The organism is Enterobacter sp. Crenshaw (assembly GCF_024734705.1).
GTDB classification, from domain to species: domain Bacteria; phylum Pseudomonadota; class Gammaproteobacteria; order Enterobacterales; family Enterobacteriaceae; genus Enterobacter; species Enterobacter asburiae_B.
Genome location: NZ_CP102932.1, coordinates 159,898 through 176,601, shown reverse-complemented (window position 1 = coordinate 176,601; position 16,704 = coordinate 159,898). Strand labels below are relative to the sequence as shown.

The 16,704-nt window shown below is 55.1% G+C and carries 12 protein-coding genes; 8 read left to right on the top strand and 4 right to left on the bottom strand.

What is annotated here, in order from left to right; all coding sequences use genetic code 11:
• Positions 1-12 precede the first annotated feature (12 nt).
• A complete protein-coding gene (xylB, locus tag NWV12_RS00780) occupies positions 13-1,467 on the bottom strand; it encodes a xylulokinase (RefSeq protein ID WP_048980302.1) in 1,455 nt (484 codons plus the stop codon).
• A gap of 72 nt (positions 1,468-1,539) precedes the next feature.
• The gene (xylA, locus tag NWV12_RS00775; protein WP_087823749.1) at positions 1,540-2,862 is read right to left on the bottom strand and encodes a xylose isomerase; all 1,323 of its coding nucleotides are present in this window, start codon (positions 2,860-2,862) and stop codon (positions 1,540-1,542) included.
• Positions 2,863-3,233: 371 nt separating this feature from the next.
• Here xylA and xylF point away from each other — a divergent pair, with 371 nt between their 5' ends.
• The 4 genes from xylF (at position 3,234) to xylR (ending at position 8,211) form a co-directional block, all read left to right on the top strand.
• Positions 3,234-4,226: a D-xylose ABC transporter substrate-binding protein gene (gene xylF / locus NWV12_RS00770; protein ID WP_032650791.1), complete on the top strand. Its 993-nt coding sequence runs from the start codon at positions 3,234-3,236 to the stop codon at positions 4,224-4,226.
• 72 nt (positions 4,227-4,298) lie between these two features.
• Entirely contained in the window at positions 4,299-5,840 is a 1,542-nt protein-coding gene (locus NWV12_RS00765; RefSeq protein ID WP_048980299.1) for a xylose ABC transporter ATP-binding protein, read from the top strand.
• A complete protein-coding gene (xylH, locus tag NWV12_RS00760) occupies positions 5,818-6,999 on the top strand; it encodes a xylose ABC transporter permease XylH (RefSeq protein ID WP_048975572.1) in 1,182 nt (393 codons plus the stop codon). The genes NWV12_RS00765 and xylH overlap by 23 nt, the downstream gene beginning before the upstream one ends.
• Before the next feature lie 33 nt (positions 7,000-7,032).
• On the top strand, positions 7,033-8,211 hold the full coding sequence (gene xylR, locus NWV12_RS00755) for a D-xylose utilization transcriptional activator XylR (RefSeq protein ID WP_048980297.1): 1,179 nt from the start codon (positions 7,033-7,035) through the stop codon (positions 8,209-8,211).
• 38 nt (positions 8,212-8,249) lie between these two features.
• Here the strand turns inward: xylR and NWV12_RS00750 are convergent, their stop codons facing one another.
• Positions 8,250-9,074 carry a protein bax gene (locus tag NWV12_RS00750; protein WP_032661838.1) on the bottom strand — a complete coding sequence of 275 codons (825 nt, stop codon included), beginning with the start codon at positions 9,072-9,074 and terminating at the stop codon, positions 8,250-8,252.
• A 314-nt stretch (positions 9,075-9,388) separates the two neighbouring features.
• Here NWV12_RS00750 and NWV12_RS00745 point away from each other — a divergent pair, with 314 nt between their 5' ends.
• The 4 genes from NWV12_RS00745 (at position 9,389) to NWV12_RS00730 (ending at position 16,123) form a co-directional block, all read left to right on the top strand.
• On the top strand, positions 9,389-11,419 hold the full coding sequence (locus NWV12_RS00745) for an alpha-amylase (RefSeq protein ID WP_048980296.1): 2,031 nt from the start codon (positions 9,389-9,391) through the stop codon (positions 11,417-11,419).
• 190 nt (positions 11,420-11,609) lie between these two features.
• Positions 11,610-12,866 carry a valine--pyruvate transaminase gene (gene avtA / locus NWV12_RS00740; protein ID WP_033147014.1) on the top strand — a complete coding sequence of 419 codons (1,257 nt, stop codon included), beginning with the start codon at positions 11,610-11,612 and terminating at the stop codon, positions 12,864-12,866.
• A 621-nt stretch (positions 12,867-13,487) separates the two neighbouring features.
• Entirely contained in the window at positions 13,488-14,285 is a 798-nt protein-coding gene (locus NWV12_RS00735) for a collagen-like triple helix repeat-containing protein (protein ID WP_223862643.1), read from the top strand.
• Between the two features lie 119 nt (positions 14,286-14,404).
• Positions 14,405-16,123 (top strand): ShlB/FhaC/HecB family hemolysin secretion/activation protein, encoded by a 1,719-nt coding sequence (locus NWV12_RS00730; protein ID WP_048980295.1) that lies wholly within the window; start codon positions 14,405-14,407, stop codon positions 16,121-16,123.
• A gap of 26 nt (positions 16,124-16,149) precedes the next feature.
• Here the strand turns inward: NWV12_RS00730 and NWV12_RS00725 are convergent, their stop codons facing one another.
• Positions 16,150-16,557 (bottom strand): 4Fe-4S dicluster domain-containing protein, encoded by a 408-nt coding sequence (locus NWV12_RS00725; RefSeq protein WP_048980293.1) that lies wholly within the window; start codon positions 16,555-16,557, stop codon positions 16,150-16,152.
• Between the last annotated feature and the right edge of the window lie 147 nt (positions 16,558-16,704).

Here is a 16,704-nt window from a genome sequence, read left to right as displayed (position 1 = left end):
GGACAAGCGTATTTACGACATCAGCGGCAACAGCTGTTGGTAGATTTTGCGGAACACGTCGCGCCTCTCCGCGTACCGCGCATGGCGCGCCGCGTCAGGCAAATGCGCCTGTTCAAGCGTAAGCTGCGGCAACAGTTGCGAAAGCGGTTGTTCCGGATGAATGGCTATCTGCGCCAGACGCGCGGCACCGAGCGCGGGCCCAACATCCCCTCCGGTGCGGAAATCCAGCTGCAACCCGCTGATATCAGACAGCATCTGTCGCCAGTAAGGGCTTCGCGCACCGCCGCCAATCAGGGTGACGCTCGTCGGTTTCAGGCCGCAGTCGTGCACCACGTCCATCCCGTCGGCCAGCGCATAGCCCACGCCTTCCAGAACCGCACGCGCCAGTTCTGCCGGGCCATGTTGATGGGTTAAGCCAAAGAACACCCCTTTCGCTTCCGGGTTGTTGTGCGGGGTACGCTCGCCGGAAAGATACGGTAAAAACCAGACGGTACCCGCAGCGTCATCCGCCTGCTGGGCTGCGGAAATGAGCGCCGGAACGTCGGCCATGCCGGTGAGTTTTGCCGCCCAGGCCAGGCAGGATGCCGCGCTGAGCATCACCGACATCAAATGCCATTTCCCGGGAAGGGCATGACAGAAACTGTGCACAGCGCTTTCAGGATTACTGCGATACCCGTCGCTGACGGCAAAATAGACGCCGGACGTTCCCAGCGACAGCATCGCCTGCCCCGCCTCAACCATGCCGACACCGACAGCGCCCGCCGCGTTATCGCCGCCCCCGGCCACCACCGGTACGGCAGGCATATTCCAGCGTTCAGCAACGGCTGGCAGCAGCGCGCCTGTCACCTCACAGCCTTCGTACAGCGTTGGCATATGTTCCCGGGTCAGATAGCATGCATCCAGCATCGCCTCGCTCCAGTCGCGCTTCGCCACGTCGAGCCACATGGTGCCGGCGGCATCGGACATGTCGCTGGCGAAATCGCCCGTTATGCGAAAACGCAGATAGTCTTTCGGCAGCAGGACTTTCGCCACCTGACGGAAAATCTCCGGTTCGTGGCGCTGCACCCACAGCAATTTGGGCGCAGTAAAGCCGGGCATCATCAGGTTGCCGGTAATCTCCCGGGAATTGGGCACGCGTTCCTCAAGAAGCGCGCACTCTTCCGCACAGCGGCCATCGTTCCAGAGGATCGCTGGACGCAGCACGCGATGCTGGCTGTCGAGCAGCGTAGCGCCGTGCATTTGTCCGGCAATTCCCAGCGCTTTCACGTCACGAAGGCTGTGCTGCTCACCTAAGGCTTTAATTGCGCGATCCGTCGCCTGCCACCACTGCTCCGGATCCTGTTCTGACCACAGCGGATGCGGACGTGAAACCTGCAGCGTTTCCGTCTGCGTTGCTAAAACGTCGCCCTGCTCGCTCAACAGGATGGCTTTCACACCCGATGTGCCAAGATCGATCCCGATATACATTACGGTGACTCCTTTAACAGAAATGCCCGGTGGCGCTAACGCTTACCGGGCCTACGTGCATTTTCAGCTCAATCACTTATCAAACAGATAGTGGTTTACGAGATTTTCCAGCAGTTCCTGGTGCCCGCTCTGGTGCTGCGGCGCCAGCTGCTGTTGTTCAGCGTACTTCGCAATTTCCGCCAGCGATAACTGACCTTTCAAGATTTGCTGGCCCAGCTCACTGTTCCAGCCGCTGTAACGCTTCGCTACGCGTTTATCCAGCTCGCCGTCTTCAATCATACGAGCCGCCACTTTCAGCGCCAGCGCCATGGTGTCCATCGCGCCAATGTGGCCGTAGAACAGATCATATTTGTCGGTGCTCTGACGACGCACCTTGGCGTCAAAGTTCAGGCCGCCGGTGGTGAAACCGCCCGCTTTGACGATTTCGTACATCACCAGCGCATTCTCTTCCACGCTGTTCGGGAACTGATCGGTGTCCCAGCCCAGCTGTGCATCGCCACGGTTCGCATCGACAGAGCCGAAAATGCCCAGCGCAATGGCAGACGCAATCTCGTGATGGAAAGAGTGGCCCGCCAGCGTGGCGTGGTTGGCTTCAATGTTCACTTTGATCTCTTTTTCCAGACCGAACTGCTTCAGGAAGCCATACACCGTCGCCACGTCGTAGTCATACTGATGCTTGGTCGGTTCCTGCGGTTTCGGCTCAATCAGCAGCGTGCCGCGGAAGCCGATTTTGTGCTTATGGTCGACAACCATCTGCATAAAGCGGCCAATCTGCTCGCGCTCCTGACGCAGGTCGGTGTTCAGCAGCGTTTCATAACCTTCACGGCCACCCCACAGGACATAGTTCTCGCCACCCAGCTGATGCGTAGCGTTCATTGCCGTCACCACCTGCGTGGCTGCCCAGCTAAACACTTCCGGATCCGGATTGGTTGCCGCGCCCGCGCCGTAGCGTGGGTTGGTGAAGCAGTTTGCCGTGCCCCAGAGCAGCTTCACGCCGCTTTGCTGCTGTTTCGCCGCCAGTACATCCACCATCTGCGCAAAATTGTTCAGATACTCTTTCAGCGACGCGCCTTCCGGCGACACGTCCACGTCATGGAAGCAGTAGTACGGTACGTTCAGCTTGTGGAAGAACTCAAATGCGACATCGGCTTTGCGCTTTGCCAGCTCAATGGCCTCACCCGGCTGCTGCCACGGGCGGTCAAAGGAACCCACGCCGAACATATCGGCGCCGTTCCAGCAGAAGGTATGCCAGTAACATGCGGCAAAGCGCAGATGATCTTCCATGCGCTTACCCAGCACCAGCTCATCCGGGTTGTAGTGACGAAATGCTAAAGGATTGGTCGTTTTTGGGCCTTCGTAACGAACACGATCGAGTTGGTCGAAATAAGCTTGCATATTGAGCTCCATAATCAGGGTATGCGGCGAGTCGTTGATACAGGAGTAATAGTGAATAGACATTTTGGGTTGCTCAATTACGTTATTTCACACTGCTATTGAGAGAATGCACAACTGTGCGCTGGCTCGCAAAATAATGCGCAGACAAACTATTTTTCGGCGCGTATTCCAGAATCAAATGTAATTAAGACGTTACGTATTTTAAAATCCGATCGCGGTCATAAATTCAGAAATAAACCAAATATCATAATGAGAAGATAAAAATCTGTAATTGCCAGCCCGCCTTTCCGCGTTAAAAATTTGCTGCGTCTCAGTAGTGAATGTTTCTTTTATCTCAGCAACACATACCCCTACAAAAAGGCCTAATAATTATGAAGATAAAGAACCTGACTCTAACGCTCTGCACTACGCTTCTCCTTGCAAGCTTTGCAGGACATGCCAAAGAGGTCAAAATTGGCATGGCGATTGACGACCTGCGCCTGGAGCGCTGGCAAAAAGATCGCGATATTTTTGTGAAGAAAGCAGAATCTCTCGGCGCAAGCGTGTTTGTTCAGTCGGCTAACGGCAACGAAGAAACACAAATGTCGCAGATCGAGAATATGATCAACCGTGGCGTCGATGTTCTGGTCATTATCCCCTATAACGGCCAGGTATTAAGTAACGTGGTGAAAGAAGCCAAACAGGAAGGCATAAAAGTCCTGGCCTATGACCGCATGATTAATAATGCGGATATTGATTATTATATTTCGTTCGACAATGAAAAAGTCGGGGAATTACAGGCGCAAAGCCTGATCGACAAAGTGCCTCAGGGCAATTATTTCCTGATGGGCGGCTCTCCGGTAGATAACAACGCCAAACTGTTCCGCGAAGGGCAAATGAAAGTCCTTAAGCCGTACATCGACAACGGGAAAATTAAAGTGGTTGGCGATCAGTGGGCCGACGGCTGGCTGCCAGAAAACGCGCTGAAAATTATGGAAAACGCGCTGACGGCCAACAACAACAAAATTGATGCGGTTGTGGCCTCCAACGATGCCACTGCAGGCGGTGCTATCCAGGCCCTGAGCGCACAGGGGCTGGCCGGAAAAGTCGCCATTTCAGGACAGGATGCCGATCTCGCTGGCGTAAAACGCATTATCGCAGGCACCCAAACCATGACGGTCTACAAACCGATTACCCAGCTGGCCAATACGGCGGCGGAAATCGCCGTGGAGCTGGGCAATGGCAAACAACCTAAAGCAGACGCAACGCTGAATAACGGCCTGAAAGACGTTCCGGCTCGCCTGCTCACGCCGATTGAAGTCAATAAAGAGAACATTGACGCCACCGTGGTTAAAGACGGTTTCCACAAGAAGAGCGAACTGTAATCCGGCGCGGCCCCTGCTCTGCGGGGGCGCATCACGTTGTACTGTTCTTCCCTCGGGTTATGTGGAGCGGTTATGCCCTATTTACTTGAAATGAAAAGCATCACCAAGCGCTTCGGCACGGTGAAAGCCGTCGACAACGTTAGCCTCCGGTTGAACGCCGGCGAAGTGGTTTCACTGTGCGGCGAGAACGGCTCGGGCAAGTCGACGCTGATGAAAGTGCTGTGCGGGATCTACCCACACGGCAGCTACGAAGGCGAAATCGTCTTTGCTGGCGAAGTGATTCAGGCGACACACATCTGCGATACCGAACGCAAAGGCATCGCCATCATCCACCAGGAGCTGGCGCTGGTGAAGCATCTCACCGTGCTGGAGAACATCTTCCTCGGGGCCGAAATTTCCCACCGCGGCGTGCTGGATTACGACACCATGACGCTCCGCTGCGAAAAGCTGCTGGCGCAGGTGAGCCTCAACATTTCACCGGATACCCGCGTGGGGGATCTGGGCCTGGGTCAACAGCAGCTGGTCGAAATAGCGAAGGCGCTAAATAAACAGGTCAGGCTGCTGATCCTTGATGAGCCAACGGCCTCGCTTACCGAACAGGAAACCGCGGTTCTGCTCAACATCATCCGCGATCTGCAAAACCACGGCATCGCCTGTATCTATATTTCGCACAAGCTGAACGAGGTCAAAGCCATTTCGGACACCATCTGCGTGATCCGCGACGGGCAGCACATCGGCACGCGTGAAGCCGCCGGCATGAGTGAAGATGACATCATCACCATGATGGTGGGCCGCGAGCTGACGGCGCTCTACCCGAATGAGCCTCACGCTAAGGGCGATGAAGTGCTGCGCGTGGAAAACCTGACCGCGTGGCACCCCGTTAACCGCCACATCAAGCGCGTCAATAACGTCTCGTTTTCCCTTCACAGCGGTGAAATTCTTGGGATTGCCGGCCTCGTCGGTGCCGGACGCACCGAAGCCGTACAGTGCCTGTTTGGCGTGTGGCCGGGGCGCTGGGAGGGCACGGTTTATATCGACGGCCAGCCGGTGAAAATCGACAACTGCCAGCAGGCGATTGCCCACGGTATTGCCATGGTGCCGGAAGATCGTAAGAAAGACGGCATCGTACCGGTGATGGCGGTGGGTAAAAACATTACGCTTGCGGCACTCGATCGGTTCTCCGGCGCGCTGAGCAGCCTGGACGACGCCGCCGAGCAGCAGTGCATCCTCCAGTCGCTTGCCCGGCTGAAGGTCAAAACCTCCTCGCCGGAACTGGCGATTGGCCGTCTGAGCGGGGGAAACCAGCAGAAGGCGATTCTGGCGCGCTGCCTGCTTCTCAATCCACGCATATTAATTCTTGATGAGCCAACGCGCGGGATTGATATCGGTGCCAAATATGAAATCTACAAACTGATTAATCAGCTTGTACAGCAAGGGATTGCCGTCATTGTCATTTCGTCTGAATTACCCGAAGTGCTCGGACTGAGCGACCGCGTGCTGGTCATGCATGAGGGAAAACTGAAAGCCAACCTGATTAACCAGAACCTGACGCAGGAGCAGGTGATGGAAGCCGCTTTAAGGAGCGAACGTCATGTCGAAAAGCAATCCGTCTGATATCAAAGTCGCTGTTCCGACGCCCGGTGCGTTCGCGGGCTTAAAAGCGCTTAACCTGCAGGTTTTCGTGATGATCGCGGCCATTATCGTCATCATGCTCTTCTTTACCTGGATGACCGATGGCTCGTACTTAAGCGCACGTAACGTCTCTAACCTGCTCCGCCAGACCGCCATCACCGGCATTCTGGCGGTGGGCATGGTGTTCGTGATTATCTCCGCGGAGATCGACCTGTCGGTCGGGTCGATGATGGGTCTCCTCGGCGGCGTGGCGGCGATTTTTGACGTCTGGCTCGGCTGGCCGCTGCCGCTGACCGTGGCGGTCACGCTGGTGCTGGGTCTGGTACTGGGAGCCTGGAACGGCTGGTGGGTTGCCTACCGTAAGGTGCCATCGTTCATTGTCACCCTGGCAGGGATGCTGGCCTTTCGCGGGATCTTAATCGGCATCACTAACGGCACCACCGTCTCCCCGACCAGTGCAGCCATGTCGCAGATTGGCCAGAGTTACCTCTCGGATACCGTGGGCTTTACCATCGGTGTGGTGGGGTTGCTGGGGTTTGTCGCGTGGCAGTGGCGTGGACGCATGCGCCGTCAGGCGCTGGGGCTGGCTTCTCCAGCGTCAACGTCGGTAGTGGGGCGTCAGGCGCTCACGGCGGTCATTGTGCTGGGCGCCATCTGGCTTTTAAACGACTATCGCGGTGTCCCGACACCCGTCCTGCTGCTGGCGCTTTTACTGCTGGCAGGTATGTTTATGGCGACGCGCACCGCGTTTGGCCGCCGTATTTATGCCATTGGCGGCAACCTTGAAGCTGCCCGTCTCTCGGGTATCAATGTCGAACGTACCAAGCTGGCGGTTTTCGCCATTAACGGCCTGATGGTCGCTATCGCCGGGTTGATCCTTAGCTCGCGTCTGGGCGCCGGCTCGCCCTCCGCCGGTAACATCGCCGAGCTGGATGCTATCGCCGCCTGCGTCATTGGCGGCACCAGCCTCGCAGGGGGTATCGGGAGCGTGGCGGGCGCGGTCATGGGGGCATTTATCATGGCGTCGTTGGATAACGGGATGAGTATGATGGACGTCCCGACGTTTTGGCAGTATATCGTCAAGGGGGCCATTCTTTTACTGGCAGTCTGGATGGACTCGGCCACCAAGCGACGGGCCTGATAACCGTATTGTGACTTAATTGGGAAGTGAGCCATGTTTGAAAAGCGTCACCGCATTACGTTGTTATTCAATGCCAATAAAGCCTACGACCGTCAGGTGGTGGAAGGCGTTGGTGAATATTTGCAGGCGTCGCAATCCGAATGGGATATTTTTATTGAAGAAGATTTTCGCACCCGTCTGGAGAACATCAAAGACTGGCTGGGCGATGGCGTCATCGCCGACTATGACGATCCCATCATTGAGCAGCTGCTGACCGACGTCGACGTCCCGATTGTAGGCGTCGGCGGCTCTTACCATGCGCCCGAACACTATCCGCCGGTCCATTATATTGCCACCGATAACCATGCCCTGGTCGAGTCCGCCTTTCTTCATTTAAAAGAGAAAGGCGTCCATCGCTTCGCGTTTTATGGTTTACCAGCCACCAGCGGCAAGCGCTGGGCCGTTGAGCGAGAACACGCGTTTTGCCAGCTGGTCGCACAGGAGAAGTATCGCGGCGTGGTGTACCAGGGGCTGGAGACCGCACCAGAAAACTGGCAGCACGCGCAAAACCGCCTGGCGGACTGGCTGCAAACGCTGCCGCCGCAAACCGGTATTATCGCCGTGACGGACGCTCGCGCGCGGCACGTGCTGCAGGTCTGCGAACATTTACACATTCCTGTGCCCGAAAAGCTGTGCGTGATTGGCATTGATAACGAAGAACTGACCCGCTATCTTTCTCGCGTGGCGCTCTCCTCCGTTGCTCAGGGCACGCGTCAGATGGGCTATCAGGCGGCGAAGCTGCTGCATCGTCTGCTCGATAAAGAATCTCTGCCGCTTCAGCGTTTGCTCGTGCCTCCTGTCCGCGTCGTGGAACGTCGCTCAACCGATTATCGCTCCTTAAGCGACCCGGCCGTCATTCAGGCCATGCACTACATTCGCAACCACGCCTGCAAAGGGATAAAGGTCGATCAGGTACTGGATTCGGTGGGCATTTCGCGTTCGAATCTGGAGAAGCGTTTTAAAGAAGAGGTGGGCGAAACTATTCATGCCGTCATCCATGCTGAAAAGCTGGAGAAAGCACGCAGCCTGCTCATTTCCACGTCGCTGTCGATCAACGAAATCTCGCAGATGTGCGGTTACCCGTCTCTGCAATATTTCTATTCCGTGTTTCGCAAGGAGTATGAGACCACGCCGAAGGAGTATCGGGATCGCTACAGCGAGGTGCTGATATAGAAAAGAAAACGCCTTCCAGTGGAAGGCGTTTTTTTAGATTACATATGGGCGGCGATTAAACGCTGGTTATCCTGGTACATGGCGAACAGATAGTTGTTATAGCTCTGTCCCTTTGTCGAATAACCTTTCAGCTTGTGGATCATCGTACTAGCCGTCACTTCCTGGTCCGCTTTACGCAGCTGAGCGCGTGATTTACGGAAAGATGAGTAGGCCGGATGCGTGTTCAGATTCACCACGTAGGCGCTGACGGAATCTTTCACAGATTCAAACTGCGAATAGCCTTTCACCTTGCCAGGGGCATTATTACAACGACCTTTCACACATTTCATGCCGAAAAGGTTGTTGTTGCTACGCGCAAGCTTAGAAGTACCCCAGCCGCTTTCGGCAGCAGCCATGGTCGCAACCATGCTGCCCGGGATGATATCCACACGCTCAAGGAGAGCATTCCACGGCACACGACGGGTGTTACCGTTCCAGCTCAGCTTGTAGCGCTTCGTGATATCTTTCAGACGCGCGCGCTCTGACGGCGACCAGCGGCTATCGTACTGTTTGGAAATCAGCCAGTTACGATCCGCAGTAATCGCGGCATTTTGACTCGTGATGTAAGGCATTACCGTCCGGAGAAACGCTTTTTTCCTTGGTGTTCCGGAAGGGTATTTTCGCAAATCAGGAAGTGAACTACTCTTTGCACTATTGCGAGAATACTCTTGTTTACTGCTAACCTTACTACTTGTCGTCTTTATTACGTGGGCTTTCTTACTCGTTGTATCCGTGTGCGTCTTCGCAAGCACCTCACCCGAAAATGCCGTGGTGAGTAACATGAGTATCGCAGCCCCATATCGTCGAATGGGAGTCGATATCATTAGGTCTCCTGGTCGGATGTAATCATCCCAACACCTTATTTTTTTCACAAATTTGAGAGCGGAATCTCAAATCATATCAAAAATAGACTTCAAGAGCACGTATAGAAATAGTCCAATTCCGAAACTATGTCACCTGAAACTTGCTCATAAAAACATCATTCCACAAAAACTGTGTGCGCTATCGCAGATAACTGCCTAATTTTGCGCGAGATCACTCATCCTCACGCTTCCTCCCGGCAGAAAGCGGCAGGGGATGAGTTTTTGCCCCTCGCCTGATGGCACACTGGTCAAAAATGCCGCGACAGGAAAAAGGAATGAAACGTACCGCATTAGCCTTTCTGATGTTACCCGCACTGGCGCATGCCGACTGGTCATCGCCGGGGTTTAGCGCATTTAGCGCCGAAGGCACCGGGGTCTTCACCAGCCAGGCAAAGCTTGCGAAGGGTACGCGTCCTCTGACGCTGAGTTTTGACAAGACGTGCTGGCAGCCTGCGGACGCGATAAAACTCAATGAGATGCTGTCGCTCAAGCCCTGTGACGGCACGCCGCCGCAGTGGCGTCTTTTCCGCGACGGTGACTACCAGATGCGGATTGATACCCGCTCCGGCACGCCCACCCTGCTGCTGACGATTCAGAGTGCCGCAGAACAGCCGGTTGCAAACGTCATCCGCCAGTGTCCGAAGTGGGACGGTAAACCGCTGTCGCTGGACATCGGCGATACCTTCCCGGAGGGCTCCGTCGTGCGCGACTACTACAGTAAACAGACGGCGACGGTGCAGAATGGAAAAATCACCCTGCAGCCAGCCGCCCACAGTAACGGCCTGCTGCTGCTTGAGCGCGCCGAAACCGACAAGCCCGCGCCGTTTAGCTGGCAAAACGCCACCGTCTATTTTGTGCTGACCGACCGTTATGTGAATGGTGACCCGGGCAACGACAACAGCTACGGTCGCCACAAAGACGGTATGCAGGAGATTGGCACCTTCCACGGCGGGGATCTCAGAGGACTTACCGGCAAGCTCGATTATTTACAGCAGCTGGGAGTGAATGCGCTCTGGATAAGCTCCCCGCTTGAGCAGATCCACGGCTGGGTAGGCGGTGGCACCAAAGGTGATTTCCCGCATTACGCCTATCACGGCTACTACACCCAGGACTGGACGAAGCTCGACGCCAACATGGGAACCGAAGATGATTTACGCCATCTTGTCGACGAAGCGCACAAGCGCGGGATCCGCGTTCTGTTCGATATCGTCATGAACCACGTTGGCTATGCCACGCTGGCAGACATGCAGGAATTTCAGTTTGGTGCCCTGTACCTTCAGGGTGATGAGCTGAAAAAGACGCTGGGAGAACGCTGGACGGACTGGAAGCCGGGCGCGGGCCAAAGCTGGCACAGCTTTAACGACTACATCAACTTCAGCGACAAAGCCGCATGGGAAAAATGGTGGGGTAAAAAATGGATCCGCACGGACATCGGCGATTACGACAACCCCGGCTTCGACGATTTGACCATGTCGCTGGCATTTCTGCCGGATTTGAAAACGGAATCCACGACGCCTTCCGGATTGCCTAACTTTTACCAACACAAGCCCGACACCCACGCGAAGGCCATCCCCGTATATACCCCGCGCGATTATCTGACCCACTGGCTCAGCCAGTGGGTACGTGACTACGGCATCGACGGTTTCCGGGTGGATACGGCGAAACACGTTGAGCTTGCGGCCTGGCAACAGCTGAAAGACCAGGCAAGCCAGGCGCTGGCCGCCTGGAAAGGGGCGAACCCGGACAAAAAGCTCGACAACGCACCGTTCTGGATGACCGGGGAATCCTGGGGCCACGGGGTGATGCAAAGCGATTATTACCGCCACGGTTTTGATGCGATGATCAACTTTGACTATCAGGAGCAGGCGGCAAAAGCGGTGGATTGCCTGGCCGATATGGATCTCACCTGGCAGCAGATGGCGGAAAAGCTGCAAAGCTTCAACGTGCTGAGCTATCTCTCATCACACGATACGCGTCTGTTCCGCGAAGGAGGCCAGCGCGCGGCGGAGCTGCTTCTGCTGGCTCCGGGCAGCGTACAAATCTATTACGGGGATGAATCCGAGCGTCCGTTCGGTCCGACGGGTTCTGATCCATTACAGGGCACCCGGTCAGATATGAACTGGCAGGACGTCACGGGCAAGCAGGCCCTAACCGTCGCCCACTGGCAAACGCTGGGCCAGTTCCGCGCCCGCCACCCGGCGATTGGTGAAGGCAAACAAACCACGCTGTCGCTGAACGAGGGGTATGGATTCGTGCGCGAGCATAATGGCGATAAGGTGATGGTGGTATGGGCAGGTAATCAATAACGGCACACTCCAGTTCCCTCTCCCTGTGGGAGAGGGTTAGGGTGAGGGGAAACCCACCAGAACTATTCACTACACAAATACACTTCCGCCCTATAAAACAACAAATCCGACCACATCACCCGATTTGCACCAGCACGGTGCTAGCGTTATGGTTACCCACTTTCAAAATAAGCTCGACAGATCACCTGCTATGACGTTTTCACTTTTCGGCGACAAATTTACCCGCCATTCAGGCATTACTCGCCTGATGGAGGATCTCAACGACGGGCTGCGCACACCGGGCGCAATCATGCTCGGCGGCGGAAACCCGGCTCAAATCCCGGAGATGAATACCTATTTCCAGACGCTGCTCGCTCAGATGCTGGAAAGCGGCAAAGCAACCGATGCGCTTTGCAATTACGACGGCCCGCAGGGTAAAACCGAACTGCTGGCACTCCTCGCCGAAATGCTGCGTGACGAGCTGGGTTGGGATATCGAACCACAGAATATTGCACTGACAAACGGCAGTCAGAGCGCGTTTTTCTACTTGTTTAACCTGTTCGCAGGGCGTCGCGCCGACGGCACCACCAAAAAAGTGCTGTTCCCGCTGGCACCAGAGTATATCGGCTACGCTGATTCCGGCCTGGAAGAGGATCTGTTCGTCTCCGCGCGCCCGAACATCGAGCTGCTGCCGGAAGGCCAGTTCAAATATCACGTCGATTTTGAACACCTGCATATTGGTGAAGAGACGGGCATGATCTGCGTATCGCGCCCGACTAACCCAACGGGCAACGTGATCACCGACGACGAACTGATGAAGCTGGATGCGCTGGCGAATCAGCACGGCATTCCGCTGGTGATCGATAACGCCTACGGCGTGCCGTTCCCGGGCATTATCTTCAGCGAAGCACGTCCGCTGTGGAACCCGAACATTGTCCTGTGCATGAGCCTCTCTAAGCTGGGTCTGCCGGGCAGCCGCTGCGGCATCATCATCGCCAACGAGAAAATCATCACCGCCATTACCAATATGAACGGCATTATCAGCCTTTCACCGGGCGGCATTGGCCCGGCGATGATGTGTGAAATGATTAAGCGCAACGACCTGCTGCGTCTGTCGAATGACGTGATCAAGCCATTCTATTACCAGCGCGTTCAGGAGACGATTGCGATACTTCGCCGCTATTTGCCGGAAGAACGCTGCCTGATCCACAAACCAGAAGGAGCAATTTTCCTGTGGCTGTGGTTTAAGGATTTGCCTGTCACCACCGAACTGCTCTACCAGCGCCTGAAAAAGCGCGGCGTTCTGATGGTACCGGGCGATTATTTCTTCCCGGGACTGGATAAGCCGTGGCCGCATACGCACCAGTGCATGCGCATGAACTACGTACCCGATCCGGAAAAAATCGAAGCGGGTGTTAAAATTCTCGCCGAAGAAATTGAAAAAGCCTGGCGCGAAGGCAATTGTTAAATATTAAGGCTCTTCGGATGAAGAGCCTTATTTTTATTGTGATCTATATATTTTATAAAGGATATATCCTTCAGCGTTATTCCCCTATTATTTAAAGGGGTTATTTAGGATAATTCCTGTTGTTTTAATGGCACTATAGCAATTCAAAAATAATTAAGGAGACGTTAAATAACAGCTTAATTAACTCATTGTTATATAAGATTTAAAACAAACAACGCTGGTAAAAAAATATCCTCGAAGCAAGTCTGTGTGCATTTTTAAAATACTGCATATACTCACTAATACGCCGCTCGGCGTTCTATTGCGTGGAGTATTTTTATGCTACCTAATAATGCTAGTCGCATCAGCGTAATTGCTGCTGCGGTACTGCTCGCGTTCTCTCTTTCTGCCTGCAGTGGAAGCGGTGGCGGATCTCACTCAACAGCCAAAAATAACCCCGCAACCGGAAGTAATACCGGCTCGGGTGATGGAAGTGGCACAACGGCTAATAATGGTGGTTCAGGCAGTAACGGATCTGGCTCAGGTTCAGGGACAGGCTCGGGCTCAGGCTCAGGAACGGGAACCGGAGGTAACGGCAGCGGAGGGACCGGAACGGGCAGTGGCGGCACAACCACTGCAGGCGTGAACACTGTGCTGGGTGATGCCGGTAAAACGGTGACCAGCGTCGGCTCTACGGTGGACAGCCTGGGAAGCCAGATCCCGACAAATAATCCTGTCACATCAACCGTTTCAACCACCGTCAGCGGTGTTGGCAGCGCCGTCTCTACCGTGGGAACAGGCGTCACCTCCGGCATTGGCGATCCGGGCAACGCGAACGGTGTCGGTACGACGGTTCAGGGCGTGACCACGTCGGTCACCTCATTGGGCAATACCGTCTCTACGGTAGGCACGGGCCTGGCAAGTTCGACATCGGGAACACCGGTTAGCGGCGTAACAGGCCTGACGGGCAGCGTGGTAAACAGTACCGGGCAGTTAGTCAGTAACACCGGCACAGGTTTAACCAACACGGTCAGTAGCCCTGCGGTAGCTCAGGTAACAACCGATACCACGACTGTGGTGAACAAGACGCTGGGCGGAGTACAAGGCGTGACGCAAAGCGTGGGCACCACAACAGGTCTGGGTACTCCGGTCAACGGCCTGCTGACGCAAGTAGGAAACACCGTGAGCGGCGTAGGCACCAACGTTAGCAGCAGTAATAGCGGGCTTAGCGGCGTAGGTCAGGTCGTTCAAAACGTCGGCCAGACGGTGACGGATACCGGTACGCTAGTGAAACCCGCCACCTCGACGACCGGAGGAGGATCAGGCTCTCTCACAGCTAACGCAAATGTGGCGGCCACGAACAACAGCCTGGGTGCGACGGTCAATACAACCCTCAATACCCTGACGTCGGGCGTTACCGCCAGCACAACAACACGTTAACCACCGGTCTACTGACGCCAAAACAGTAAAACGGTTATTGCCTTTCTGCGCCCCTGCTTCAGGGGCGCTTCGTACAGCGACACTCCCCCTAACCGGGAATGATGAACAGGGATAGCGCGATGAAAAACCATTTCCTTTTTTCGCTGACGGGGCTGGTTGTGTTGAGCATGGCCCGCGCCGATACACTGCCCTCTATTATTAACCCCGATAACCCGGCGCAAGTTTCTCGTAACGTTGCCCCAGAACAGACTGAGACCGTCCCACAGCCGAAAGTCAAAATAGAAAAACCGCAGTCAACGCTGACGCCTGAAACGCCCATTACCATTCATCACATTCAGTTTATTGGCGGCACGCGTTATCCCTTGCAGGAATTACTTAACCCCTTCAGGCCTTACGCCGGAAAAACCGTGCCGCTAAAAACGCTTACGGGGCTGGTAAATGATATTACGGCGCGCTACAAGGCCGACGGTTTTCCGCTCTCCTATGCCTGGCTGCCCGATAATAATTTCCAGCAGGGAAATATTAAAATTGTCCTGGTCGAAGGGTACGTGGCGCACAGCGACATAACCAGTAACAACCCCAATATCGCCGCGCGCCTTAAACGCTTGTCAGAAAAAATCATGGCGGAAAAACCGCTGTCTCAGGATACGTTCGATCGCTATAGCCAGCTGATGACCCGCACCCCGAACGTTCCGGTCACGGCCAACGCGCAGCTGCCAACCAATATCTATGGCGCGGCGGCGATGCAGATAACCGGTAATGAGGAGCGGAGCTGGAATATCGCCTCCACGATCGACACCCGTAAAGGGCAAGATTTAATGATGCTGAACGGAACGCTCAGCAATCTGACAAGCTATGGCGATCAGCTTGGCGTGGCTACGCTTATACCGTTAGATAGCAACACGCGAAAAAACTATGTGGGTCTGAACTGGCAGCAGTTTTTAAACGATGAAGGGCTGACGATGCAGATCAAAGGCAGCTATTACCGTGAAAATCCGCGGGATTTTTCCCCCCTGCTCACTTTGCCCAATAATATTCAGGTCGATTCGAAGCAAAAAACCACGCAATACAACGGCGGCGTGACGTTTGGCTATCCATTGCTGCTGACGCAAAAATCACAAATTAATCTGACCAGCGGTTTTGATTATACCGACCGCCAGGATGACTATGCCCTGCAGGCCAGACTGCAGGGCAAAACCTACAGTCTGGACTCCGTCAACCAACACGCACGTTATCCGGCGCTGGAAGTGGGTATCAATGGTGCACATCAATTCACAACCGCCAGCATCAGCGGCAGACTCAACGTACGACAGGGTATTGATGCGATGGGTGCCGATATCGTCTCAGCGCCTAAACCCGATATTAATTTTACGCTCACAAAAAGCTATTTAGACGCAGCCTGGCTGTTTGCCGACAAATGGCGGCTATCAACATCCTGGGAGGGAGACTGGTCAAATAACACGTTGCCAGAGCCCGAACGCGTTAGCTTCGGTGCCCAGCGCTTTGGCCGTGGATATCAGGACAGTGAAGCAAGCGGTGATTACGGCTATGGCGGGCAGGTAGAACTGCGCTATATCAAGATGCGAAAAGAGAGCACCTGGCTTGCCACCGTCCAACCCTATATCCTGGCCGATACCGCGCAAACCTGGTTTAACACGTCCGGTTTGCCTCATCAACGGCTCGGGTCAGTGGCTGCCGGGGTGATGATAGGCGATACGCGCCACTATAGCGTCACGGTGGAGGCGGCACGACCCGTCGGGGATGTTCCGACAGACAGTCGCAACAGAGACTGGCGCTACAGTCTGACGTTTACGTGGAATTTCAATAAAATGCAGTAAGCTTTTCAGCCCGAATCCTGGCAGGGTCAGCGCAGCGCGTGGGTTGGACAGGCCTCCACACAGGCCGGTCCGCCTTCGCGATGCAGGCATAAATCACATTTCAGCGCCTGCGCCTTATTTCCCTCCAGGCGCACCTGCATAGCCCCAAACGGACATGCCACCACACAGCTTTTGCACCCAATGCAGCGCGTCTGCTCAACGAGCCAGGCTCCCGCCGTAAGGCTGATGGCATGGGTTGGACAGACGTTAGCACAAGGCGCGTCCTCGCACTGATGGCAACCCACTGCCGTAGTGTATGAATTTCCCTTAACCACCCGAAGGCGGGGCGAAAAGGCATTAGCGGAGACGGCGTCCTGATGCGACACCGCGCAGGCCACTTCGCAGGTGCGGCACCCAATGCATTTTTCCGCATCCGCCATGATAAATCGGTTCATGTGTTACGCCTCGCGTGCATTAAAAGCCGGTTCTTTTGAGATAGCCGCTGGCACTACCGTCGAAGTCAGAATGAATGTAAGCCGGATAAAACATAACGACTCCTGATATCCGTGCTTAATTCCCGCCTTTCGCCAAATACGGGCGAG

Coding starts and splice junctions, on each gene's coding strand:
- xylB (WP_048980302.1), bottom strand. CDS start 1,467: ATGTATATCGGGATCGATCTTGGCACATCGGGTGTGAAAGCCATCCTG.
- xylA (WP_087823749.1), bottom strand. CDS start 2,862: ATGCAAGCTTATTTCGACCAACTCGATCGTGTTCGTTACGAAGGCCCA.
- xylF (WP_032650791.1), top strand. CDS start 3,234: ATGAAGATAAAGAACCTGACTCTAACGCTCTGCACTACGCTTCTCCTT.
- NWV12_RS00765 (WP_048980299.1), top strand. CDS start 4,299: ATGCCCTATTTACTTGAAATGAAAAGCATCACCAAGCGCTTCGGCACG.
- xylH (WP_048975572.1), top strand. CDS start 5,818: ATGTCGAAAAGCAATCCGTCTGATATCAAAGTCGCTGTTCCGACGCCC.
- xylR (WP_048980297.1), top strand. CDS start 7,033: ATGTTTGAAAAGCGTCACCGCATTACGTTGTTATTCAATGCCAATAAA.
- NWV12_RS00750 (WP_032661838.1), bottom strand. CDS start 9,074: ATGATATCGACTCCCATTCGACGATATGGGGCTGCGATACTCATGTTA.
- NWV12_RS00745 (WP_048980296.1), top strand. CDS start 9,389: ATGAAACGTACCGCATTAGCCTTTCTGATGTTACCCGCACTGGCGCAT.
- avtA (WP_033147014.1), top strand. CDS start 11,610: ATGACGTTTTCACTTTTCGGCGACAAATTTACCCGCCATTCAGGCATT.
- NWV12_RS00730 (WP_048980295.1), top strand. CDS start 14,405: ATGAAAAACCATTTCCTTTTTTCGCTGACGGGGCTGGTTGTGTTGAGC.
- NWV12_RS00725 (WP_048980293.1), bottom strand. CDS start 16,557: ATGAACCGATTTATCATGGCGGATGCGGAAAAATGCATTGGGTGCCGC.